This window comes from Methylobacterium sp. WL7 (assembly GCF_008040085.1).
Lineage (GTDB): Bacteria > Pseudomonadota > Alphaproteobacteria > Rhizobiales > Beijerinckiaceae > Methylobacterium > Methylobacterium mesophilicum.
In genome coordinates this window covers 1-22,699 of record NZ_VRVG01000042.1, presented here as the reverse complement: position 1 = coordinate 22,699, position 22,699 = coordinate 1, and the positions used below count along the sequence as shown (strand labels likewise).

Here is a 22,699-nt window from a genome sequence, read left to right as displayed (position 1 = left end):
TAGCGCTACCAGAACGGAGACGCGCACCATGATTCAGGCTGACACCCCGATGCCCGGCGAGGATCCGGGCGCGTTGATCGAGGATCCGTCCCGCCTCGACGAGATCGAGCCGCCCAAGCCCACCGTGCCGGAAGAGGACGACCCCGAGGTGGAGGACACCGAGGTACAGCCGACCTGATCTCGGCCACCCATCCCCGTCCGAAGGCCGATACGACGAGCGTCGCGACCATGATCGACCCGAACCGCCCCGAGACCGATCCCGCCGAGACAAAGCAGGGCGCGCGCGACACGGCGCACGAGGCGTTCGACGAGGCGCGCGCGGACACGCAGCGGCGACAGTGAGCGGGCGCGACGCCGGATCTTCGGTGGCCGGATCGAACGCCTGGCCACCGTGGAACCGACCGGAGTCAGTACCGGACGTTGGAGAAGCCGCCTCCGTTTCGGCCCACGACGCTCTGGATGACCTCCTTGGTCGAGGGGCTGATCCCGCCATCGCTGCGTAGGCGCCGCCCGTCCGCCCGTTCAACGCGATCGAACTCCGGACCGCACCGCTCCAGCGCATGGCGGACTTTGGAGGCCGGGTTCGCGCCGCGTCGCGCCTCGGCCCCGTTCATCTCGAACCGGAGGCAGGACGCCAGATACCCCTTCACGTCATCGAACGCCGCGGCGTGGGCGCCCGACGTCAGGGCCACGAAAAGCAATGCGGATCGAATGAGCATCGGACACTCCGGCAGGGCTCGATGAGGGGCGAGGCAAAATGATGGGTAAGGCTGGATGATGCCGTCAACGCACGACGCGGGCATTCGTCGCCGGCGCCTCACGCCTTCGCGCGCCGTCGGCGGAGGAACGCGACGGCCCCCGCGGCCAGGATCAAGCTGAGCCCCGCATTCACCTCCGGCGACGGCGCTCCGCCGGTTGCGCCTCCGGCTCCCCAACCTTCGCCCGTCCCGCTCAGGGAACTGAACGCGAAGACGGGCTCTCCGGAACCGCGGAGCAATGGGGCGGAGGATGCCGTCCTGCTTCCCCCGGCGCCCGGTGGTGACGCGGAGGACGGATTTGCACCGGTCACCGGGGCGACGGCAGGAAGCAAGCGGAGTACGCCGGCAGACAACCCGGTATTCTGATCGGCAGCCAAGGAATTGCCGCCCCCGCCCGCCGCATGAGCGCACAGGCAACGTCCGACCTCAGTAAAATAGCATATCCCTACGTAGTCCATAGCCAATACTCAAATTACGCAACATAAAAACACTGACCTCTCGAACAGCAATTGGCAATTATTGATTGTGGTTAATAATACTCGACCACAGATAAATCATATGGCCAAGCTTATAGCCAGGCGCAGAGCATGTGAGACTCTTGTGTCGCCTCGCGCAGTGCACAATCCGGCGTCACGCGCTCTGGCGCGGTCCATGCCCCGGCGCGCCAGCAACCCCGTCTGCGGCACCCGACGTGACCACAGGTGCCGAAAGGCGGAGCCGCTGCCGCGCCTCAACGCGGATGGCTGGAGCGCTTGCCGCCGAAGCGATACGGATTGGGCGTCGGTCAGCGCGTTGTCTGCGAGGCGAGCCCGGCTGTCATGCTATCGGGACCGGCTCTGACCGGCGCGCCCCCCCCCCCCGGAGCCCGCCGCGCGTTCTCGGACGCGACGCTTTGCGGGAATCAGATCATGGGCGCGGCAATGCGTGGATCGTTTTGCCCGATTTACACGAATAGACCACTATTATCTGGCGTTAAGACTTTTTTAACCATGATCACCCACATTCGCTGTGGTCCATGGTCCTGGTTCAGCAATCTTCAGCCCGCCCGGTTCGCCGGTGCGGGCTTTTTGATGCCCCGCGCTCGAACGTCTTCCCCGAGGTGGGCGGTGAAGCCGTTGCTCAATCCAGAACCATGAGCGACGCGAGCAGGAACACCATCTCGATCGCCAGCATCATGGCGATGACGCGAATGACAGACCTGTCTTTCGCATCGTCGAGGTGATCCGAGCGGTCATCGGCCATGGTTGGGACCCCCATCCACGGAGCAGGCTATAGCCGCGTCGGGCGCACGCTTTATCATGGATTGAAAACGCAACGGTTCGGCGAATATTTTCACGCGCCGAGATAGACCTGGCTACGCAGCCAACGCGGGGCTTGCCGAGCCAGCGGTGCCGCACTCCACGCTCCGGTTACCACATGCGCAGCAGGTACCCGCCGGCCAGCACGATGATGGTGAGGGTCACGGCCGAGACTGCAAATCTCCTGGCCGACACCGACCCCAGGTTGGCGCCACGCCGACGGTTTCGGGGCCTCAGGACCACGACCTTCGGATCGGAGAGGGACTGGATCGAACGCTCGGGCCGACGCTGCTTGGATCGCCCCATACGCATGGTCGCCTCCCTAACGCCGCTTCGTCGCATCGAGAGCTTGCGTCAGGTGCGCCACGACGTCATCGCCCTCCGACGCGGTCGAGCCGAGGTCGGATGCGAGTTCAGCCTGCGCGACACGCTTGGCCACCTCCAGCAGCACATGCTCGACAGACGGCGGCCAGGGCGTCCCGTTGTCGAGAAGCATCCGGGCGGCCCTGACGAGCATGGTGAACTGCTCGGGGGGGATCGGGGTCCCGGCCGCGTTCTGCTCGAGGATGCGGTCGGCGATCGCCGTCGCGAGCCTGGCGACCTCGGCCACCTTGTCGGGTTCAGTGTGGGAACCGGTCACGTCGGGGATCCCATTGTGTCACGAGCCCAGGGGCCGCCGACCCGATTGCACGTCGGCCTCATGCCGGCGGCTTGCAGAGGTTGTCCCGGAACAGGGCCCATTCCTCGCAGATGCGGCCGTCCGAGAAGCGGCAATATCCGATCTGGCCGCCGACGCCGTTCCGGATCTGCGGCGTACCGCCCTGTGTGGCGCAATTCACGGAGGCGGGGTTCGCCAGCGCGACCCGGATGCTGGCGCTGCCAGCCTGGCTTGTACCCGCGACCAGGCAGACACCTGCGGCGGCGAGCAGAGATTGAGCGATCACGTCGGGTAGCCCTTCGCCTTCCGGTCCACGGTGCGGCGCTTCACGGAGCGCCTCCGATCACGGTCTCAAGCCCCGTTGATCTACGTTCACTGTGCCCGCTGCAACCCTGAGGATCAACGCCGATGGGAAGACGGCCGCACGCCTCGGGATAAGCGCGTGGCCGGGCAGGTGGTCATGAGAGGGCCGCCCGGCCGGCGCGAGCGGGAAAGCCGCCGTTTCCGGCCACCGGAGAGGAACACCGTCGGCGCCTCGCGCCTTGCAGCAGGAGACCCGGCAACCGCACACCAGGCCCGACTGCGCATGATCCGCCCCTCGATCGCCGCCCTCCTGATCGTCGGAGGCCTGGCCTTGCCCGGCCGCGCCGCCGACGCGCAACTCGGCCCCGACACGCTCAAGCCGATGATCCAGTCCGATAGCCTGGTCTTCAACGGTTTCACGCGGTCGAAGGACGGCCGAGCGTTCTCGCCGTTCCAGCGCCAGGCGAAGGGCACGGGGCTCGAACTCGGCGAATGGCGGGACGGTCAGCCCGTCGCATTCCCCGACGCGGCCTGGAATGCGTGGAAGCCCGGTGACGACCCGGCCAAGGCCTTCGTGGCGGTCAACGCGATCCGCATCGGACCAGACGGCGACCTCTGGGTGGTCGACAAGGGCGCACCCGGCATGGGCGAGGCGCCACTCCCGGGCGGCCCCAAGCTCGTGCAGATCGACCTCGCCACCAACGCCGTGCGCCGGGTCTACCCGCTGCAGGCGGCGACCACCGATCGGAGCTTCATCGACGATTTCCGGTTCAACGGCCGCAACGTCTACCTGACGGATGCGGGCCAGCCCGGGCTGATCGTGCTCGATCTCGATACGGGCGCCTTGCGGCGTGCGCTCGACGGGCATTGGTCCACCATCGCGCAGCGGCCGCTGACCGGTCAGGGCCGCACCTTGCGGGACGACACAGGCAAGCTCCTGTTCATCCACGCCGATCAGCTCGAAGTCTCCCCCGACGGCAAGACGTTCTACTACCAGGCCTGCACCGGCCCGCTCTACAGCATCGAGACCCGCTATCTGGACGATGCCGGCCTGAGCGACGCCGAGCGGGCCAAACACGTCAAGCTGTTCGCGGCCACCGTGGCGACGGGTGGGACCGCGATCGACGCGGACGGGACGATCTACGCCAGCGACACGGACGGGCTGCGGATCCTCAAGATCGCCCCGGATGGGCGCATGAGCACGCTTGTGGAGGATCCGCGCCTGGTCTGGGTCGACGCGATGTGGATCGACGAGCAGGGCGGCCTGTGGATTCCGGCCGCGCAGATGAACCGCACGCCGACGATGAACGGCGGCGAGGCCTCGGCGGTGAAATTCCCGACGACGATCTATCGGCTGCAGATCGACGCCAAGCCGTTGCGGAACTGACCCAGGTTCGAGCCCCGGGCTCGGGCGTGGGCGCTCATCGGCGCGCCGAGGCTGGGCGGGCGCGTGCCGTGCGGCGGGCAGGCGTCGGACAGCGCGGGGCTGGCCGGGTGCACGATGGCCAATACCATGGTGACGGGCTCTGGCGCCCCGCTTGCAAATCGCAAATGAACGGTTAAGCTCGATTGCGTAAGTAGTGACGAGGGACATCGCCATGAAAACCGTACACCCACAGCACGAGAGGCTTCCCGCACTGCCGATCCACGCCGCGATGACAGTCGATCCATCGTACGAGGATGAGGTTCATCAGGACCGGATGCGACGCCTGCACAATGCGCGCGCCAGCCAGCGCGCCGCGCGACACCACCGCATCCATCGCGCCGCCTCGATCTGAGGGAGGCGCTTCCCGGTCCGCATCTGCGGGACTGACGACGCGACAGACGGCGCCTCTGGGACAGCATCGTCCTGGGGCCCAGCCCGCGTCGGCGGCCCGGGTTCGAGGCGCACGCCTGCACCGAAGGCGCGTCCGCCTCAGTCGACGAACCGAGACCGTGAGCCCGGCGCAGGGTCAGGTCCCCTGCTCACGAGTCCGCCGAAAGGTCGACTCGCTTCACGTGCATCACCCAACCAGCGCGCCGGACCGGCGCCGTGATCCGACGATCGCCGTCGCGCCCATGCCGGGAGCCGACGCGACGATGGCAGTTGTCGGAGCGACCTCGCCCTCAATCCGCACGGTACATGCGCGTCAGGCCGGCCCTCCGAGAGGCTCAGCATGCAGGAGGCTGACCCAGGGTGCGGCCGACGAATCGTTCGGGCACGCCAGGGCCGGCCACGAGGGGGCAACACACACCCGACGGCGCCGGGCTCGGACGCCTTGCGAAGCCGCCTCCAGAAAACACCTGGCGACCCCGGTTGGGCTCGAACCAACGACCTGCCGCTTAGAAGGCGGCTGCTCTATCCAGCTGAGCTACGGAGTCTGAGGTGCCAGCGGCTCCAGAAGCCACGGGCTTGGCCGAGGGTCAAGCGTCTGCGGCCGGTCCGGGACGCCCCGAGGGGGGAGCCGGTCGGCGTGGCAGCGCGCGCGTTCCCTCGCCCCGGCGCGGCAGGGCAGGGTTGCGGCGCGGGGCGGATCCGGACAGGTCGGGGCGCGGTTCATGCCGGGGCCCAGCGCCCGCACAGGAGTCCGAGCTTGTCGCGCCCGAGTCCCTCCGCATCGCCCCCCGGGCGCGCCCGGCGCCGCCGGAGTGCCGGCCGGGGCAGCCTCGGCCGGCCCGGGGCGGATCTGCGGCGCCTGCCCACCGGCCTGGACCTGCGCAACGTCCGGCTTGTCGAGGGCGTGCGCGCGGCCTTCGCGTTCGGCGTCGTGATCCTGATCAACATCTGGGTGCAGTGGCCGCCGCTGCTCACCATGGCGCTGGCCGCCAACCTCGCCTGCTTCTGCGACAATGGCGGGCCGATGCGGGTGCGCCTGCGCGTGCTGACCGCGTTCTCGCTGCTCGGCGGCCTGCTCTGGGCGGGGCTCGGCCTGCTGCAGCCGCTGGGGCTGCTCGTGGTGGTGCCGGTCGCCTGCGCACTGATCTTCGCGTGCTCCTACGTCCGGGTCTGGAGCGTGCAGGCGCAATCGGCCGGGAACGTGCTGGTGGTGGTGCTGTGCATCGCCCTCGACCGGCCGCTCACCCTGGAGCAGGCCGGGGTCGTGGCGCTGATGTTCGCGGCCGGCGGGCTCTGGGCGACGCTGCTCGCGCTGGTAATCTGGCGCCTTCACCCGTACCGGCCGGCGCACCGGGCGGTGGCCGAGGTCTGGCACGGCCTGGCGCGGCTCTGCAGCGACCTCGAGCGGCTCGTCGCCCTGCCCGATCCCGACGCGGACGCGTTCGACGGACATGCACGCGGCCACCGGCGGGGCGTGCGCGCGAGCATCGAGGCCGCCCGCACCATGATCCTCGACCTCGCCCGCTCCCGGGAGCGCGTCTCCGAGCGCACCGCCCAGGCGCTGCTGCGCCTGGAGAGCGCCGAGCAGATCTTCTCGGCGCTGATCGCCGTGGCGGAGCTGATCGACAGCCGCCCCGATGCCCGCCGCCGGGCCTTGGCCAAGACCTTCCTCCGGCGCCTGCGCCCGCTCCTGGTCACCATCGCCCGGGCGATCCGCGACGATGCCAGCCTCGATCTCGCCCGGCTGGAGCGCTCCATCGCCCGGGCGGCCGAGGACCTGTCGGAGGATCCGACCCTGGCGCGGCTGGCAGACCGGATCGTCGGGCGCGTCCGGATGGGCGCCAAGCTGTCGACCCCGGAGGGCTATCGGCCCGGCGGCACCCTCACGGACGGCCGCAGCCTCGACCGCTGGACCCGCTATTGGGAGCCGCTGCGGCAGAACTTCACCCCGGCCTCGCCGAACCTCCGGCACGCCCTGCGGGCCACCGCGGTCGCGGCGCCGGCGCTGGCCGCGACCCTGACCTATGCCGGCGCGTTCACGCACTGGCTGGTGATGACCGTGGTGCTGACCATGCAGCCGTTCTACGCCGCGACCTGGCAGCGGGCGCTGGAGCGGATCGGCGGCACGGTGCTCGGCGGCCTCGCGGGGGCGGTGCTGGCCTACTACGCCACAACCCCGCTGGTGGAAGCCGGGCTGATCCTCGTGCTCAGCGTCGTCGGGTTCGCGGCGCGCCAGATCTCCTACGGCTTCTTCGTCACCTGCCTGACCCCGCTGGTGGTGCTGCTGGTCGAATTGCTGGAGCCCGGCCACAGCTCTTGGGAGATCGTCGGCATGCGCGCCGGCTTCACGGTGCTGGGCGGGCTGATCGCGGTGGCGAGCTGCCTCCTGCTCTGGCCGATCTGGGAGCCGGACCAAGTCCGCCAGGAGTTGCGGCGGGCGCTGAAGGCCCATGCCGGCTTCGCCGAGGCGGTGCTGCTCAGCCTCCCCGGCGAGGCCCGCGACACCGTCGTGCTCGCCCGGGCCCGCACGGCCGGCCTCGCCCTCAACGATCTGGAGGCCGCCCTGTCCCGGGCCCTGCAGCAACCCCGGGCCGGCAGCCATCCGGAGGTCGAGGCCGCCATGGTGGCGGATGCGACCCTGCGCCGGATCAGCGCCCGGCTGTCGGTGCTGCGCCACGCGCCCGAGGCCGGCGCCCCCGAGGCGGGGGCCTGGCGGGCCTGGATCTCCGCCACCCTGGCGGCGCTCGGCGACGACCGGCCGCTGCCCGAGCGGCCGGACCTCGATCGGGGGCAATCGCTCGCCCGCCTCGTGAGCCAGGTCGATCTCCTGAGCGGTACCCTGCGGCCGGGCGAGTTGCGGGCGATCGATGGCGTGGGGCCGGAAGCCGGCGTCGGCGCGCGGGACGAGCGGGCCGTCCCGGTACGCTGACGGGCGGCGCCCCCCGGCCTCAGTACCGCGGCAGGGCGTTGGCCGGGCCGCCGGCATGCGGGCCGGCGTAGCGATAGGCGAAGGCCCGCGCGGACGGGGTCCGATCCTGCTGCATCAGGTTCCCGTTGCCGACCCAGCCCGAATAGGCGGAGGCCGGGTAGGGCGAATGCTTCGAGTCCAGCCCCTGCGCCAGGGCCGGCGTGGCCGCGGCGGCGAACAGGGCGGCGGCGGCGAGCATGCGACTATTCATGACGATCTCCTCGTGTCTGCGTCTGACTGCGACGGGAAGTGATCCGGTCAACCGTGTCGGGTGAGGAAGATCGTCGGTGCGGCGGTCTTGCATCGCTCGGGCTTTGCTTGGCCGAATGTGACCTCTCAACGTAGATACTCTGCCGCCGGTTCGACCGATGCCGTGCGCTGGCGCACGAGAGGGATCGGATTTGTTGGGAATGCCGGGCTTCGGCTGGATTGATCGACCCGCCCTTTCCGGAATCGAGCAGTGGGTCGATGCATAAGCATCGGTGGCTCTCGGTTAACCTGTTGCTATAATCTCAGATTACGAGCGACTTTTTTACGATGCCTGATGGACCCTACATCGAACAAATCGATCATCATGTCCAAAATAAATACCATGCGCAAAATTTGCACTTTTATTATGATCAAGTACTTAGCCCAAAAATTTGTGTTCCTCCTCGGATTGTTCGCAACCTTGATGGCCTCGCATAGCGCGGCTGCACAAACTTGGACGCTCAAGGAGCCGAAGACCTCCGGATGGAGGAACGATACGCTGAGCACGCTCGCCACAGACCTTCACAACGAGGCCGTCACGGCGTTTCTGGTCGTTCAAGACGGCAGCATCGTCGGCGCTTGGGGTGACACGTCGCGCAAGGTCAATGTTGCGTCCATTCGAAAAAGTCTGCTGAGCGCCCTGTACGGAAGCCTTGTCGCGGACGGAAAGATCAGCCTGACGCAGACGCTCGCCGAACTCGGCATCGACGACGAGCCGGCGCTGACCGTCGCCGAAAAACGCGCGACGGTGCGGGATCTCCTGATGTCGCGATCCGGCGTCTATCACGCGGCCGCGTATGAAACCGCCGACATGCGTCGCAAGCGTCCCCCACGTGGCAGCCACGCTCCAGGGGCGTTCTGGTACTACAACAACTGGGATTTCAACGCCCTCGGCTCAACCTATCGCCAGGCCGCAGGCGAGACCATCTTCGACGGCTTCGCCAAGCGCATCGCCGCCCCCATCGGAATGGAAGACTTTTCCGCCTCGGACGGGCGCTCCGTCGGCGCGCCGACATCCCGGCACCCGGCATACCGGTTCGATCTCACCGCCCGCGACTTGGCACGTTTCGGCCAGCTCATCCTCGACGGCGGCCGATGGAAGGATAGGCCAGTCATCCCCGCGTCTTGGGTCGAGAATTCGACGAGCCTTCATTCAGGCACCGATCATGACCCACTGGGCTACGGCTACCTCTGGTGGATCCTCCCCGAGGATCGCTTTGGTCCCGGTGCGGCGTTGGCGTCCGGTTACGGCGGGCAGAAACTCGCGATCATACCGGCCAAACATCTCGTCGTGGTGCAATTGATCGTGACGCGGGACGGTCCCCACCGCGATCGAACCAGCCAATTCCTTGACCGGTTGAGCCGTCTGATGGCTGCGGCTCCATGATAACTCCGGTCGGAGGACACCACACCCTGACGCGCCGCGCGCGCCTAGGAGCGGGGATGCGTCGCGCGGGGAAGCGTGCCACAGACCGCCCCGAATTCGATGCCCCGTGAGCGGGTATGAACCGGATCGCGCCAGGAACCCTGCCATGCGGTTGATCGTCGGCCTCGGAAACCCGGGTTCGCGCTACGCGAACAACCGGCACAATATCGGCTTCCTGGCCATCGACGCGATCGCCCGCCAGCACCGGGCGAGCCCGTTCCGGCACCGCTTCCAGGGCGAGGCCGCCGAGGTGGTGCTGGGCACCGAGCGGGCGATCCTGCTCAAGCCCTCGACCTTCATGAACGAGTCCGGGCGCTCGGTCTCGGAGGCGCAGCGCTTCTACAAGATCCCGCTCGCCGACGTGATCGTGCTGCACGACGAACTCGACCTCGCCCCGGCCAAGCTCCGGGTGAAGCTCGGCGGCGGCAATGCCGGCCATAACGGCCTGCGCTCGATCACCGCCCAATGCGGCAACGAGTATCGCCGGGTACGGCTCGGCATCGGCCATCCCGGCGACAAGGCGCTGGTGCACGCCTACGTGCTCAACGACTTCGGCAAGGCCGAATTGCCCTGGGTCGAGGATCTCTGCCACGCGGTGGCCGACCACGTCGCCCTGCTGGCGGCGGGCGAGGATGCGAATTTCCAGAACAAGGTCCACCTCGCCATGGCCGGCCGGGGCTGGGACGCGGTGAAGACGCTGGGTTCCAGAAATTGACACGAAAACACGAGGACACGATATAGGCGGCGGAGGCTGCGATGAAGAACGTCACCGTGACGATGAGCGAGGCCCTGCTGCAGCGGGCGCGTGTCGCCGCCGCGCGCGACGGCAAGAGCCTGTCGCGGTTCGTCGCCGAAGCCGTCGAGCAGCGCGTCGGCCGGCCGCTGACGCAGCGGGAGGCGCTCGAACGCTTCCTAGCCGGGCCGCCCCTCCACGTTCTGGACGAAAACGGGAAGGCTCCGACACGAGACCAACTGTACGATGACGACTGATCTTGTCTTCGTCGATACGAACGTTTTCCTGTATGCCCGAGACGACCGCTTTCCGGATAAGCAACGCACGGCGACGCACTGGCTCGCCACGCTCGCGGCTCGCGAGGCCCTCGTGGTGAGCCCGCAGGTGCTCGGCGAAATCCACAACGCGATCCTGCGCAGGAAGGTCGTCGTGGAGGGCGCGGAGCTGCGGCGCATGACGACGGAGTTGCAACCGTTCTCGCAGGGCGCGACAGATGTCGAACTGATCACGCTGGCGTGGTCGATCCGGACCGAGACCGCCTTTCAGTGGTGGGATTGCGTCATCCTCGCAGCCGCGATTCGCGCCGGGTGCCGCTATCTTCTATCGGAGGATTACCAGCACGACCGCACGGTCCGCGGCACCACCATCCTCAATCCTTTCACGGTCGGCCCCGAGGCCGTCGTGACCGAACACTAGGACCGATCCATGGGCTTCAAATGCGGCATCGTCGGCCTGCCGAACGTCGGCAAGTCGACCCTGTTCAACGCGCTGACGCAGACGGCGGCCGCCCAGGCGGCGAACTACCCGTTCTGCACCATCGAGCCGAATGTTGGCGAGGTGGCGGTGCCGGATCCGCGCCTGGACGACCTCGTCCGGATCGCGAGCTCGAAGGAGAAGATCCCCACGCGGCTGACCTTCGTGGACATCGCCGGGCTGGTGCGCGGCGCCTCCAAGGGCGAGGGCCTGGGCAACCAGTTCCTGGCCAACATCCGGGAGGTCGACGCCATCGCCCACGTGGTCCGCTGCTTCACCGACGGCGACGTCACCCATGTCGAGGGCAAGGTCGATCCGGCGGCCGATATCGAGACCATCGAGACCGAGCTGATGCTGGCCGATCTCGACAGCCTGGAGCGCCGGGCCGTCGCCCTGGAGAAGAAGGCCAAGGGCGCCGACAAGGAGGCCAAGGAGAGCCTCGACCTCGTCAACCGCGCCCTGCCGCTGCTGCGCGAGGGCAAGCCCGCCCGCCTGGTCGAGCGCAAGCCGGACGAGGAGAAGCTGTTCCAGTCGCTCGGGCTGATGACCGCCAAGCCCGTCCTCTACGTCTGCAACGTCGACGAGGGGGATGCCGACAAGGGCAACGCCTATTCGGATTCGGTGTTCGCCCGGGCCAAGGCCGAGGGCGCCATCGCGGTGGTGGTCTCGGCCAAGATCGAGAGCGAGATCGCCGTGATGCCCGAAGCCGACCAGGCCGAGTTCCTGGAAGCCGTGGGGCTGACCGAGCCCGGCCTCAACCGGGTGATCCGCGCCGGCTACGATCTGCTCGGCCTCGTGACCTACTTCACGGTCGGCCCCAAGGAGGCCCGGGCCTGGACGATCACCAAGGGCACCCGCGCGCCCGGCGCCGCTGGCGTGATCCACTCGGATTTCGAGAAGGGCTTCATCCGCGCCGAGACCATCGCGTTCAAGGACTACACCACGCTCGGCGGCGAATCCGGTGCCCGGGATGCCGGCAAGCTGCGGCTCGAGGGCAAGGACTACGTGGTGCAGGACGGCGACGTGCTGCATTTCCGCTTCGCGAACTGAGCCCCCTCCCCTGACGCACTGGACGAGGCTGCCATGCCGGACCCCGCGATCGAGGACTTTTCCGTCGGCGACGTCATCGTCGGCGAGCCCCTGACGGTCAGCCGCGACGCCATCGTGGGCTTCGCGCGGGCGTTCGACTTCCAGCCGTTCCACCTCGACGAGGCGGCCGCGGAGACGACCTTCGTGGGCCGGCTGATCGCGTCGGGCTGGCATACGGCGGCGCTGGGGATGCGGCTGCTCCAGCAGGGGCCGTTCAAGGGGGGCTCGTCGCTGGGCGCGCCCGGGATCGACGAGCTGCGCTGGCTGGCGCCGGTCCTGCCCGGGGACGCCCTGACGCTGACCTTCCGGGTCGTCGGGATGCGGGACTCGGCCTCGAAGCCGGGGCTCGGCTTCGTGACGGCCGAGGTCGCCCTCGGCAACCCGCGGGCTGAGACGGTGCTGACCCAGCGCTTCACCTTCATGCTGGCCCGCCGCGGCACCGATCCCCTGCCGCCGCGCCCCGTGGAGATCGGCGAGCCGGGGCCGGTGGCGGAGCCGGAGGATGCCGAGATCCTGCCGTTCCTGCGGGATGCCGAGATCGGCCTGGTCCGCGATCTCGGCGCCTACCCGTTCAGCGCCGCCGCCATCGTGGCCTTCGCCGAGGCCTACGACCCGCAGGCGTTCCATCTCGACGAGGCCGCGGCCCGGCGCAGCCATTTCGGCGGCCTGTGCGCCTCCGGCTGGCACACCGCCGCCGCCTACATGAACCGGCTGCTCACCACCCGCGCCCGCGACGCCGCCTACACGGCGAGCCGCGGCCCGGTCCCGGAATCGGGCCCCTCCCCGGGCTTCAAGAACCTGCGCTGGCTCAAGCCGGTCTACGCGGGCGACACGGTCCGGTTCAGCACGAAGCTCACCGACAAGCGCGCCTCGGCGTCCCGCCCCGGCTGGGGCCTGGCGTTTGCGCGCAACACCGGGGTGAACCAGCGCGGCGAACCGGTTTTCTCGTTCGACAGCACGGTGTTCCATCGCTGGGAGCCGTGAGGCACGGCCTCGCGGTTCTCGACGTCCACCTCCGATTGCAACGCCATGGGCCGTGGTTCGAGGATCAGGCGGAGGTCAGCCGATGACGGATTTACTCGAGAAAGCGGTTGCGGCCGTGCGGCAGATGTCGGCGGACGATCAAGATGCCATCGCCCAGGCTATGCTCAGCATGGCGAAGATCGCGGACTCGCTCGAGATCGAGCCCGAACACGTGGCCGCCGTCATGGCTAGCCTGGAACAGGCTGATCGCGGGGCGTTCGTCGAGGGCGAGGCCAGCACGATCATCGCTCGGGCCTTCGCCTGCGTTGCGTCTGCTCAGCCATCGATATCCGCATTCGTCACGCATCCGGCATCGAACCGGGATCGCGGGCGCTGTGGCGAACGGCATGAACGATGATGGCCGCGTCCGTGACTTCGTAGAAGATCAGGTAAGGATAAGGGATCGTGGTCAGGCGGCGAATGGTCGGATCGTCGGTTTGCTGTCCGAGCATCAGGTAATCTGCAAGCCGCTCCAATGCGTCCTTGATCCGTCGCCGGACATGCCGGGCACCTTCCGGCGATCGAGCCTCGATATATTTCGGTCAGCGCGGCAAGGTCGGTCAAAGCAGGACGGGTGAAGCGAAGTTTCACAGGCCGTGCTTCGTCCAGATCGCCCTCACTTCCTCGTCCGTCGCGAACTCGCCTCGCGCTGCCGCCGACTTCGATGCGGCGATGGCATCCCGTTCTTCCCGCATCAGGATGACGGGCTCGGCCTCATCGCTGGCGAGATTCAACAGCATGCGCGCGAACGCATCTTGCGTCTCCGGGGGAAGCGCGCGGACACGCGCGATGGCCTGATCGAAAAGCTCAGTCATGCGCTCATCATGCACATGATCGCCACACACACCATGCCGCCTCCCAAGCCCCCCTTCACGCCGCCTTCCGGCGCTCCGGGTACAGCCCGTACAGCCCCTCTTCGGTGGCCGCGCAGATGCCGCGCTCGGTGATGATTCCGGTCACCAGCCGCGCCGGCGTCACGTCGAAGGCGGGGTTGGCCACCGGGCTTCCGGGAGAGACCACCTCGATCGTGGCGAAGCCGCCCTCGGCCAGGCGGCCGGTCATGTGGGTGACCTCGCGGCCGTCGCGCTCCTCGATCGGGATCTCCTTGACGCCGTCGTGGAGCGTCCAGTCGATCGTCGAGAACGGCAGGGCGGCGTAGAACGGCACGCGGTTGTCGTGGGCGGCCAGCGCCTTCAGGTAGGTGCCGATCTTGTTGCAGACGTCGCCCGACGCCGTGGTCCGGTCCGAGCCGACGATGCACAGGTCGACCCCGCCGTGCTGCATCAGGTGGCCGCCGGCATTGTCGGCGATCACCGTGTGGGGCACGCCGTGGCCGTGGAGCTCGAAGGCGGTGAGCGCCGCGCCCTGGCTGCGCGGCCGGGTCTCGTCCACCAGCACGTGCACCGGCACGCCCCGCTCGTGGGCGGCGTAGATCGGCGCCAGCGCGGTGCCCCAATCCACCGTGGCCAGCCAGCCGGCGTTGCAGTGGGTCAGCACCGTGACCGGCCGCCCGCCGTTCGCCGTGTGCAGGTCGGCGATGATCTGGCCGCCATGGGCGCCGATCGAGCGGCAGCTCGCCACATCCTCCTCGGCGACGCGGCCGGCTTCCGCGAAGGCGTGTGCGAAGCGCTCGGCCGGCTGGATCTGCCGCAGGTTGCCGGCGACCCGGTCCAGCGCCCAGCGCAGGTTGATCGCCGTCGGGCGCGTCGCGGCGAGCACCGCCACCGCCCGGTCGATCCCCTCCATCGAGGGATCGGCCCGCATGGCGAGCGCCAGCCCGTAGGCCGCGGTGACGCCGATCAGCGGCGCGCCGCGCACGATCATGGTGCGGATCGCCACCGCCGCGTCGTCCAGCGTGGCGAGGCGCTTCAGCTCGAACGCGAAGGGCAGGCGGGTCTGGTCGATCACCTGGACGCTGACGCCGTCCGGGTCCGGGAAGATCGTGCGATAGGGTTTTCCGTCGATGTTCATGGCGGTTTCTGTGCCATAGCGGGGCGGTTTTTGCACCACCCCACGCCCGGCCCCGCCCGCTCCGGACCCAGCGCGACCCCGGGTCAGGCTTCCTCAACCTTAGCAGGTCGTTAAGGCCGGCGTGACTAGCCTCGGGTCAGAGTCCCCGTTCGCGTCCGGTCCCGCATGCGCTCGCTTCGCCGTCCCGCGTCGCCCTACGACACCTACGTCGACAGCGTTCGCCCCTTCCTGGGCAAGCGCTTGACGGAGCTCGGAGGGCTCGTCCTGTTCACCGGCGCGGTCGCGCTCACCGTGGCGCTCGCCACGTGGTCGATCGACGACCCGAGCCTCAACCACGCCACCGACCACCCGGCCCACAACGTGCTCGGCCAGCCGGGCGCCGTCGTGGCCGACCTCGCCATGCAGATCCTCGGTCTGGGTGCCCTCGCGTTCGTGCTGCCCCCCGTGCTCTGGGGCGTCCGGCTGATGCGCGAGCGCGACCTGCCCCAGGGCGGCATGCGCCTGGCGCTCTGGATCATCGGCTTCTGCGCCGCGAGCGCGGTGGCGAGCGCCCTGCCGCCCACCGCCCGCTGGCCGCTGCCCACCGGGCTCGGCGGCGTCGCCGGGGACGGCCTGCTGTCGATGGCCCGGGTGATCGTGGGGGCGGTGTCGTCGGCGGCGGCCCACCTCGTCGGCTTCGTCTACGCCGCGGTGGCGATCCTCAGCCTGACCGGCGCCTGCCGGTTCGGGACCGCCGAGGAGGATTCCTTCCATGACGAGCCCTATCCCGTCCGGCATCCGTCCGTGCGGGGTCGCGACGAGCGCGAGGATGCCGACGAGCCGAGCCTCGGCCTCGTGGGCGTCGGCGCCCTCGCCCAGGGCCTGATGCGGATGCGCGTCGCCCTGACGCGGCGGATCGAGGCGTGGCGGACCGGCCGGGCCGAGCCGTTCGACAGCGCCTCCCCGGCGCTCGCGGCCCGGCGCGCCTTCACGGATGCGGACCTGCCCTGGGCCGAGCACCTGCCCGAGGGCGCCCAGCCGGGTCAGGCGCGGCGCGAGCCGGTCTTCGAGGCCCCGTTCGACGGCCAGGATCCGAGCCGGGACGCGCCGGCCAAACCGGAGGCGACCGCCCGCCGGGCGGCAGCCCTGCTGCCCCCGGAGGAGGACGAGCCGGACGCGTACGAGGAGGTCCCGCAGCGGCCGGCCGCCGCCCGTCCGGAGCCGACCGCCTCGCGGGTCGCGGCGCCGGCCGCCGCGCCGGTGCCGGCCCGCCGGGCGCCCGCACCACAGGTCCGGCCCGAGGATTACGCCCTGCCGGCCCTCGATCTGCTGGCGGCCCCGCGTGGCCCCTCCCCGGCGAGCCAGGTCTCGGCCGACGCCCTGGAGCAGAACGCGACCCTTCTCGAGGCGACGCTCGGCGATTTCGGCGTGCGCGGCGACATCCTGGCGGTGCGGCCCGGCCCGGTCGTGACGCTCTACGAGCTCGAGCCGGCACCGGGCACCAAGTCCAGCCGCGTGATCGCGCTGGCCGACGACATCGCCCGCTCGATGTCGGCGGTCTCGGCACGCGTGGCGGTCGTCCCCGGCCGCAACGCCATCGGCATCGAACTGCCGAACGCCAAGCGCGAGACGGTGTTTCTGCGCGAGCTTCTGGCCTCCACGGACTTCGCCGAGAGCAAGCACAAGCTGGCTCTCTGCCTCGGCAAGAACATCGGCGGCGAGCCGATCATCGCCGACCTCGCCCGGATGCCGCACCTGCTCGTTGCCGGCACCACCGGCTCGGGCAAGTCGGTGGCGATCAACACCATGATCCTGTCGCTGCTCTACCGGCTGAAGCCGGAGGAGTGCCGGCTGATCATGGTCGATCCCAAGATGCTGGAGCTGTCGGTCTACGACGGCATCCCGCACCTGCTCTCCCCGGTCGTGACCGACCCCAAGAAGGCGGTGATCGCCCTCAAGTGGGCCGTGCGCGAGATGGAGGAGCGCTACAAGAAGATGTCCAAGATCGCGGTCCGCAACATCGACGGCTACAACGCCCGGATGAAGGAGGCCCGCGAGCGCGGCGAGGTCATCACCCGCACGGTCCAGACCGGCTTCGACCGGCAGACCGGCGAGGCGGTCTACGAGGACGAGGCCATGGACCTCGCCCCCCTCCCCTACATCGTGATCGTGGTCGACGAGATGGCCGACCTGATGATGGTGGCGGGCAAGGACATCGAGGGGGCGATCCAGCGGCTCGCCCAGATGGCGCGTGCGGCCGGCATTCACCTGATCATGGCGACGCAGCGTCCGTCGGTGGACGTGATCACCGGCACGATCAAAGCGAACTTCCCGACCCGCATCTCCTTCCAGGTCACCAGCAAGATCGACTCGCGGACCATCCTCGGCGAGATGGGCGCCGAGCAGCTGCTCGGTCAGGGCGACATGCTGTTCATGGCCGGCGGCGGGCGCACGACCCGCGTGCACGGGCCGTTCTGCTCGGACAGCGAGGTCGAGAGCGTGGTCGCCCACCTCAAGCGCCAGGGCCGCCCGAGCTACCTCGACGCCGTCACGGCCGACGACGAGGAGGGCGCCCCCGAGAAGGGGACCAAGGGCAAGGCCGGCGCGGCCGAGCTGGAACTCGACGGCGCCGTGTTCGACCAGGGCTCCTTCGGCGAGGCCGGCGGCGACCTCTACGACCAGGCCGTGCAGGTGGTTCTGCGCGATCAGAAGGCCTCGACCAGCTACATCCAGCGCCGCCTCCAGATCGGCTACAACCGCGCCGCCTCGCTGATGGAGCGGATGGAGACCGAGGGCATCGTCGGCCCGGCCAACCACGCCGGCAAGCGCGAGATTCTTCTGGAGGATGCCGCGGGCTAAGGGTCTCTTGGCTAGGCCCGCGGTGGTAGCCCCGATCCCGCGGGCCTACGGTCTTCACACAATTCCGGACGAGGCGCGGGTTCCCCCTCTCCCCGCTTGCGGGGAGAGGCCCGCACGGACCTCGTCGTCCGTGCGGGAAGCGCAGGCGAAGCCGGAGCGGCGGTGAGGGGGGCGGCTCAGAACGGAGCGCGCGTCCTGAGCCGCCCCCTCACCCTCGGCTGACGCCTCGCCGCGCCGACGACGAGGTCGTCGCGGCCCTCTCCCCGCAAGCGGGGCGAGAGGAGGCTCACCCACGGACCGAATCTCAAAACACCAAAAAAAGAATCGCCCCTCTTGCGGAACCACCCCGCACAGCAAACGTTACGCGCGTGCGAGGCCCGAAAACGGGATCGCCGATTGGGCGCCGGTCCTGGTGTCCGGCGTCTCTTGTAGTCACGTTGCTCAACGGAGGATGTGGTTATGAGGACTTATGACGTTGCGCCCCTGTTCCGGTCGTCCATCGGGTTCGACCGTCTGTTCGAGCTGCTGAACCAGCCCGAGCGCGTCGAGACCACGGCGTCCTGGCCGCCCTACAACATCGAGAAGGTCGCGGACGATCAGTACCGCATCACCATGGCGGTGGCGGGCTTCACCCCCGACGAGATCGAGCTGACCCAGCAGGACACGGTGCTGCTCGTGTCGGGCCAGAAGGCGACGCCCGAGAACGAGCGGCACTACCTGCACCGCGGCATCGCGGCCCGCACGTTCCGCCAGACCTTCAACCTGGCCGACCACGTGAAGGTCGTGGGTGCGAGCCTGGAGAACGGGCTGCTGACCGTCGCGCTCAAGCGCGAGGTGCCGGAGGCCCTGAAGCCCCGCCGCATCGCCATCGGCGGCGTCACGGCCACCTCCGGGCAGGACAACGCCCCCGCGGAGATCGCCGACGGCAAGATTGCCGCGGCCAAGATCACCGAGGCCAAGGTCACCGAGGCCAAGGCCGCCTGAACGCGGCCGGTTCGGGCCCGGGCCGCCCGATCCGCGGACCGCCCGGGTCTCACACTGAGCGAGCGACAGGCCTGGCGCACCCGCAATCCCGCGGGCCGCCGACGGCTGCCCGAATGAGATGCCCATGAAGCCAAACGGAAGGAGATTCCGATGAGCGTGAGAGACCTGATCCCGTGGAACCGCAACGCCGCCATCCCGGCGCCGAGCACCCTGGCGACCGAGGCGGCCAATCCGTTCCTGACGCTCCACCGCGAGGTGAACCGCCTGTTCGACGACGTGTTCACCGGGTTCGGCTCAGGTGCGAGCCCGGCCGGGCGCGGCCTCGGCTGGCCCAGGGTCGAGCTGGTGGAGGCCGAGGGCGGCCTGAAGCTCTCGGCCGAGCTGCCCGGCCTCGACGAGAAGGACGTCGAGCTCCTGGTCGAGGACGGCGTGCTGATCCTGCGGGGCGAGAAGCGTTCGGAAAACACCGACACGGCCCGCGGCTACTCGGAGCGCAGCTACGGCCGCTTCGAGCGGGTGATCGCCCTGCCGTTCCCGGTCGAGGAGGACAAGGCCGCGGCGTCGTTCCGGAACGGCGTGCTCACCGTGACGCTGCCGCGCTCGGAGAAGGCGCCGGAGCGGGGCCGCCGGATCGCCATCAACGGCGGCGCCCAGAAGACGGCGCATTGAGGCGGTCCGCCGATCCGGCGGGTTAGTGACGCATGACGCGGCGGCCGGCCTGGACCGTCAGGGCGCCCCTGAGCGGGCCTGCCGGCCGCCCCAACCTTTGCTGACGCACAGGAGGGTCCCATGCAGCCCATCGAAACCACACCGATCGACCTGTCCATCGAGCGCCTCGGCCCGATGGCCGCGGCCAACCTGCGGGCGACGGCGGTCGACCCGTTCGAAGCCTTCGTGGCGCCGGGCGACGTGTTCCGGCACCCCCGGGAGGTCCTGTCCTATCCCGGCCTGTCGCGGGCCGAGAAGCGGGCGATCCTGGCCTCCTGGGCCTCCGACGCGCGCGCCGTGGAATCCTGCCCGACGCTGCGGTGCCTGCCCGGCTGCCGGGCCGAGCCGGTGCCGATCGACGACGTCCTGGCCGCGCTCCAGGCGCTGGACGGCGCGCCCGCCCCGGCCGGGACCGCGACGCCGCGCAAGCCGCGGATTCCCATCGTGCTCGGCCGACGCTCACGGCCGGGCGCGGGAGCACCGGACGCCGTCCTGAACTGAGGCCCGGAGGGACACGATGACGACCTTCGACCTAAAGGACCGCTATCGGTGGTCGCGCCGGCTCCGGCGGAGCCGGGCCGAGCCGCCGGCCGAGGCGGCGGAGCGGGCGTCCTGGTCCACCCTCACCGGCTGGATCGCGTCCGTCATCCTCTGCCTGGCCCTCGCGGCCCTCAGCCCGGCCCCCGCCATGCCCTGGGTGCTGGCCGGATTGCTGAGCCTGTCGGGCTTCGTCTGGCTCGGCGCCGCGATCACCCGGGCCGGGCCGCCGGCCAACGCCACGCATCTCACCGCCTGGGACGCCGCCCTCCTCGCCTTCGCGGGGAGCTTCGGCGTCCAATCCGCGGCGCGCCTCGGGCTGCTGTCGGCCTGACCGCGCCGCATCCCCCACCATCGGCGGCACCCGACGGCTTGCCGGTCGGGCGCCGCTCCAGGGAGGCAACCATGCAGACGACCATTCAGGACCGTGTGATCGGACTCGGACACAACCATCCCCCGGCCGTCGCCGCCGCCGCCCCATGGCTCGCCGGCCGTAAAGCCTACATCCGGCGCCACAAGCGCCCCGTGGAGACCTCGGGCCGCGCCCGGGAGGGCACCTGGATCCTCACATTCGCGCGCGAGACGCCGCCCGAGATCGAGCCGCTGATGGGCTGGACCGGCGGCGGCGATCCGCTCGCCACGGATGTCCGGCTGACCTTCCCGACCCGGGCGCAGGCCATCGCGTATGCCGAGCGCCAGGGCCTCGCATACGAGGCCGAGCCCGACCCCGCCGAGGCCGCCCGCAAGCGCCCGGTCTCGAGTCGCGCAGCCCGCCGGGATGACCGGCGGCAGCCCGGGGGCGCGCCGCTCCGCGTGGTGCCCGGGCGGACGGGCGCGCGGGTCGCGCAGCCGGGCGTCCCGGCCTTGCCGGATCTGGAACGGGCCTTGATCAACCCGGCCGCGGTGTTCGCGACGCCGGCGGCCGTGCTGGACCACCCGCGGCTGCTCCGCGACGGCAAGCGCGAGATCCTGCGGCGCTGGGCCTGGGACGAGTACCTGAAGGAGGTGGCCGCCGCCGAGGGCATGGCCGAGGGCGAGCCCTCGCAGCTCGACGCGGTCAAGGCCGCGCTCCTGGCGCTCGGCGAGACCTGGCGCCCGAAACCCTCCGCTCCGGCGGTGGCCGCCGTCCCGGTGATGTGGGAGGACCTGGTTCTCGCGGCGTGACGGCTCACGCCACCGAGAACCGGAACGTGGTGGCCGCCCGAAAGACCTCCCCCGGACGCAGGGTCGCGGACGGGAAGTCCGGCTGGTTCGGGGCGTCCGGAAAGCCCTGCGTCTCGAAGCAGACGCCGTCCCCGGAGCGGTAGATCCGGCCGGAGGGGCCGATCAGCGTGCCGTCCAGGTTGTTGCCGGTGTAGAGCTGCAGGGCCGGCTGCGTGGTCGCCACGTCGAGCCGCCGGCCGCTGCCCGGATCGATGCAGGTGGCGGCCGGGTGCAGGGTCCCGGCGGGGCCGCGCAGCACGAAGGTGTGGTCGTAGCCCTTGGCGTAGGCGAGTTGCGGGTCGCCCGCGCGGATGCGCGCGCCCAACCGGTGCGGTGTCCGGAAATCGAACGGGGTGCCGGCGACCGGCTGGACCGTGCCGGTGGGGACCTGCGTCGCATCCGTGGGCGTGAACGCGTCGGCCTCGATCTGGACGACGTGGTCGAGCACGCTGCCGGTCCCCTCCCCGGCCAGGTTGAAGTAGCTGTGATTGGTGAGGTTGAGAACCGTCGGCCGGTCCGTCACCGCCTCGTAATCGAGGCGCAGCAGCCCGTCCTCGGGCAGGCTGTAGCGCACGCGGACGTCGAGGTTGCCGGGAAACCCCTCCTCGCCGTCCGGCGAGCGGCGGGCCAGGGCGAGGCTCGTGGGGTCGGTCGCCTCCACGCGCCAGAGATGTTTTCCGAAATTCCGGTCGCCGCCGTGCAGGGTGTTGGGCCCCTCGTTCACCGGCAACCGGTAGGTCTGGCCGTCGAGGCTGAAGCGCCCGCCCGCGATGCGGTTGGCGTAGCGCCCGACCACGGCGCCGAAGCTCGGGCTCACGGTCTCGTAGCCCGCGAGCGTGTCGAGCCCGAGGACGACGTTGGCGCTGCGTCCAGCGCGGTCGGGCACCTCGATCGCCGTGATCACCGCGCCGAAATCGATGACGTGGACGCGCAGGCTCCCCCGGGCCAGCAGGTGCCGGGTGACCGTCTGACCGTCCGCGGTGCGCCCGAAGATCTCGCCCGCCATGCCGCGATCCCCGCTCAGCGCTTCCAGACGCCGAGCCGCTCGGTGCGCGCGTGGTCCTCGGCGGCGACCAGTTCGGGGCTCGCCTCCGGGGAGGCCCGGCCGCCGCCGTTGAACAGAACGACCTCCGAGAGGTCACGCCCGTTCACCAGGCAGTTCATCGTCTCGCTGCCCGGCGCCGGCTGGCAGGTCACCGGGCGGCCGCCGATGTAGCGGGTCAGCTCGTCGGCCTGGCCGCCCCGCACCCACTCGACCCCGAACAGGCGCACGACCTTGCCGCCGACCTTGAGGGTCGCGGTGTCGATCACCTGGGCCGTGCCGGTGATGGCGTTCGCCGCGGGCGGCGGCGTGTCGGGCTCGGGATCGCCGCCGGTCTCGGGC

27 protein-coding genes, 1 tRNA gene and 1 pseudogene are annotated in these 22,699 nt (G+C 69.9%); 17 read left to right on the top strand and 12 right to left on the bottom strand.

The features are described 5' to 3' along the window. Positions 1 to 28 precede the first annotated feature (28 nt). Positions 29 to 178, top strand: coding sequence for a hypothetical protein (locus FV233_RS30310; RefSeq protein ID WP_187277741.1), 150 nt, complete (start codon positions 29 to 31; stop codon positions 176 to 178). Between the two features lie 229 nt (positions 179 to 407). Here the strand turns inward: FV233_RS30310 and FV233_RS13220 are convergent, their stop codons facing one another. The 5 genes from FV233_RS13220 to FV233_RS13205 all read right to left on the bottom strand — a co-directional run bounded on the left by FV233_RS13220 (position 408) and on the right by FV233_RS13205 (position 3,000). Then, positions 408 to 719 (bottom strand): hypothetical protein, encoded by a 312-nt coding sequence (locus tag FV233_RS13220; protein ID WP_147855152.1) that lies wholly within the window; start codon positions 717 to 719, stop codon positions 408 to 410. 1,158 nt (positions 720 to 1,877) lie between these two features. Continuing rightward, the gene (locus FV233_RS31615) at positions 1,878 to 2,000 is read right to left on the bottom strand and encodes a hypothetical protein (protein ID WP_281406494.1); all 123 of its coding nucleotides are present in this window, start codon (positions 1,998 to 2,000) and stop codon (positions 1,878 to 1,880) included. A 167-nt stretch (positions 2,001 to 2,167) separates the two neighbouring features. Next, entirely contained in the window at positions 2,168 to 2,368 is a 201-nt protein-coding gene (locus tag FV233_RS13215) for a hypothetical protein (protein WP_147855153.1), read from the bottom strand. Positions 2,369 to 2,378: 10 nt separating this feature from the next. Continuing rightward, positions 2,379 to 2,696: a hypothetical protein gene (locus FV233_RS13210; protein WP_147855154.1), complete on the bottom strand. Its 318-nt coding sequence runs from the start codon at positions 2,694 to 2,696 to the stop codon at positions 2,379 to 2,381. A 58-nt stretch (positions 2,697 to 2,754) separates the two neighbouring features. Then, positions 2,755 to 3,000 carry a DUF333 domain-containing protein gene (locus tag FV233_RS13205; RefSeq protein ID WP_147855155.1) on the bottom strand — a complete coding sequence of 82 codons (246 nt, stop codon included), beginning with the start codon at positions 2,998 to 3,000 and terminating at the stop codon, positions 2,755 to 2,757. Between the two features lie 300 nt (positions 3,001 to 3,300). Here FV233_RS13205 and FV233_RS13200 point away from each other — a divergent pair, with 300 nt between their 5' ends. Together FV233_RS13200 and FV233_RS13195 are read left to right on the top strand one after the other, a co-directional pair. Next, a complete protein-coding gene (locus FV233_RS13200) occupies positions 3,301 to 4,404 on the top strand; it encodes an L-dopachrome tautomerase-related protein (RefSeq protein ID WP_187278101.1) in 1,104 nt (367 codons plus the stop codon). A 211-nt stretch (positions 4,405 to 4,615) separates the two neighbouring features. Beyond that, positions 4,616 to 4,795, top strand: a complete 180-nt coding sequence (locus FV233_RS13195; RefSeq protein WP_147857837.1) for a hypothetical protein — start codon at positions 4,616 to 4,618, stop codon at positions 4,793 to 4,795. Between the two features lie 506 nt (positions 4,796 to 5,301). Here the strand turns inward: FV233_RS13195 and FV233_RS13190 are convergent. Further along, a tRNA-Arg gene (locus FV233_RS13190) sits at positions 5,302 to 5,378 on the bottom strand. Positions 5,379 to 5,590: 212 nt separating this feature from the next. Between FV233_RS13190 and FV233_RS13185 the strand changes: the two genes are divergently transcribed. Then, positions 5,591 to 7,762, top strand: a complete 2,172-nt coding sequence (locus FV233_RS13185) for an FUSC family protein (protein ID WP_147897726.1) — start codon at positions 5,591 to 5,593, stop codon at positions 7,760 to 7,762. Between the two features lie 19 nt (positions 7,763 to 7,781). Here the strand turns inward: FV233_RS13185 and FV233_RS13180 are convergent, their stop codons facing one another. Further along, the gene (locus FV233_RS13180; RefSeq protein ID WP_147855349.1) at positions 7,782 to 8,012 is read right to left on the bottom strand and encodes a hypothetical protein; all 231 of its coding nucleotides are present in this window, start codon (positions 8,010 to 8,012) and stop codon (positions 7,782 to 7,784) included. A 333-nt stretch (positions 8,013 to 8,345) separates the two neighbouring features. Between FV233_RS13180 and FV233_RS13175 the strand changes: the two genes are divergently transcribed. The 7 genes from FV233_RS13175 to FV233_RS13145 all read left to right on the top strand — a co-directional run bounded on the left by FV233_RS13175 (position 8,346) and on the right by FV233_RS13145 (position 13,432). Beyond that, positions 8,346 to 9,437, top strand: a complete 1,092-nt coding sequence (locus FV233_RS13175; protein WP_246689974.1) for a serine hydrolase — start codon at positions 8,346 to 8,348, stop codon at positions 9,435 to 9,437. A gap of 145 nt (positions 9,438 to 9,582) precedes the next feature. Then, positions 9,583 to 10,191, top strand: coding sequence for an aminoacyl-tRNA hydrolase (gene pth / locus FV233_RS13170; protein WP_147897725.1), 609 nt, complete (start codon positions 9,583 to 9,585; stop codon positions 10,189 to 10,191). 41 nt (positions 10,192 to 10,232) lie between these two features. After that, the gene (locus FV233_RS13165) at positions 10,233 to 10,466 is read left to right on the top strand and encodes a hypothetical protein (protein WP_092045367.1); all 234 of its coding nucleotides are present in this window, start codon (positions 10,233 to 10,235) and stop codon (positions 10,464 to 10,466) included. Next, positions 10,456 to 10,905 (top strand): PIN domain-containing protein, encoded by a 450-nt coding sequence (locus FV233_RS13160; protein WP_147855351.1) that lies wholly within the window; start codon positions 10,456 to 10,458, stop codon positions 10,903 to 10,905. The genes FV233_RS13165 and FV233_RS13160 overlap by 11 nt, the downstream gene beginning before the upstream one ends. A 9-nt stretch (positions 10,906 to 10,914) precedes the next feature. Next, on the top strand, positions 10,915 to 12,012 hold the full coding sequence (gene ychF, locus FV233_RS13155) for a redox-regulated ATPase YchF (RefSeq protein ID WP_147855352.1): 1,098 nt from the start codon (positions 10,915 to 10,917) through the stop codon (positions 12,010 to 12,012). 33 nt (positions 12,013 to 12,045) lie between these two features. After that, positions 12,046 to 13,035, top strand: a complete 990-nt coding sequence (locus FV233_RS13150; protein ID WP_147855353.1) for a MaoC/PaaZ C-terminal domain-containing protein — start codon at positions 12,046 to 12,048, stop codon at positions 13,033 to 13,035. An 82-nt stretch (positions 13,036 to 13,117) separates the two neighbouring features. After that, on the top strand, positions 13,118 to 13,432 hold the full coding sequence (locus FV233_RS13145) for a hypothetical protein (protein WP_147855354.1): 315 nt from the start codon (positions 13,118 to 13,120) through the stop codon (positions 13,430 to 13,432). Here the strand turns inward: FV233_RS13145 and FV233_RS31130 are convergent. The 3 genes from FV233_RS31130 to mtnA all read right to left on the bottom strand — a co-directional run bounded on the left by FV233_RS31130 (position 13,374) and on the right by mtnA (position 15,045). Then, positions 13,374 to 13,562 carry a type II toxin-antitoxin system RelE/ParE family toxin gene (locus FV233_RS31130; RefSeq protein ID WP_238262706.1) on the bottom strand — a complete coding sequence of 63 codons (189 nt, stop codon included), beginning with the start codon at positions 13,560 to 13,562 and terminating at the stop codon, positions 13,374 to 13,376. The genes FV233_RS13145 and FV233_RS31130 overlap by 59 nt on opposite strands. Positions 13,563 to 13,661: 99 nt before the next feature. Further along, a complete protein-coding gene (locus tag FV233_RS13135) occupies positions 13,662 to 13,889 on the bottom strand; it encodes a hypothetical protein (protein ID WP_147855355.1) in 228 nt (75 codons plus the stop codon). A 55-nt stretch (positions 13,890 to 13,944) separates the two neighbouring features. Then, entirely contained in the window at positions 13,945 to 15,045 is a 1,101-nt protein-coding gene (gene mtnA / locus FV233_RS13130) for an S-methyl-5-thioribose-1-phosphate isomerase (RefSeq protein WP_147855356.1), read from the bottom strand. Positions 15,046 to 15,210: 165 nt separating this feature from the next. Between mtnA and FV233_RS13125 the strand changes: the two genes are divergently transcribed. From FV233_RS13125 to FV233_RS13095, 6 genes are all read left to right on the top strand, one after another. Further along, on the top strand, positions 15,211 to 17,883 hold the full coding sequence (locus FV233_RS13125) for a DNA translocase FtsK (protein ID WP_147897724.1): 2,673 nt from the start codon (positions 15,211 to 15,213) through the stop codon (positions 17,881 to 17,883). Between the two features lie 459 nt (positions 17,884 to 18,342). Further along, complete coding sequence (locus tag FV233_RS13115; protein WP_147856727.1) at positions 18,343 to 18,867, top strand: Hsp20 family protein; 525 nt, start codon at positions 18,343 to 18,345, stop codon at positions 18,865 to 18,867. Between the two features lie 150 nt (positions 18,868 to 19,017). Then, positions 19,018 to 19,536: an Hsp20/alpha crystallin family protein gene (locus FV233_RS13110; RefSeq protein WP_147897723.1), complete on the top strand. Its 519-nt coding sequence runs from the start codon at positions 19,018 to 19,020 to the stop codon at positions 19,534 to 19,536. Between the two features lie 120 nt (positions 19,537 to 19,656). Further along, a complete protein-coding gene (locus tag FV233_RS13105) occupies positions 19,657 to 20,076 on the top strand; it encodes a hypothetical protein (RefSeq protein WP_147897722.1) in 420 nt (139 codons plus the stop codon). A 16-nt stretch (positions 20,077 to 20,092) separates the two neighbouring features. Beyond that, the gene (locus tag FV233_RS13100) at positions 20,093 to 20,446 is read left to right on the top strand and encodes a hypothetical protein (protein ID WP_147897721.1); all 354 of its coding nucleotides are present in this window, start codon (positions 20,093 to 20,095) and stop codon (positions 20,444 to 20,446) included. Positions 20,447 to 20,517: 71 nt separating this feature from the next. Beyond that, complete coding sequence (locus FV233_RS13095; protein ID WP_147897720.1) at positions 20,518 to 21,276, top strand: NADH dehydrogenase ubiquinone Fe-S protein 4; 759 nt, start codon at positions 20,518 to 20,520, stop codon at positions 21,274 to 21,276. Between the two features lie 4 nt (positions 21,277 to 21,280). Here FV233_RS13095 and FV233_RS13090 read toward each other — a convergent pair whose 3' ends face one another. Together FV233_RS13090 and FV233_RS13085 are read right to left on the bottom strand one after the other, a co-directional pair. Continuing rightward, the gene (locus tag FV233_RS13090; protein WP_147857592.1) at positions 21,281 to 22,321 is read right to left on the bottom strand and encodes an aldose epimerase family protein; all 1,041 of its coding nucleotides are present in this window, start codon (positions 22,319 to 22,321) and stop codon (positions 21,281 to 21,283) included. Between the two features lie 14 nt (positions 22,322 to 22,335). Then, positions 22,336 to 22,699 (bottom strand): annotated as a pseudogene (locus tag FV233_RS13085) (nuclease); the annotation flags it as partial.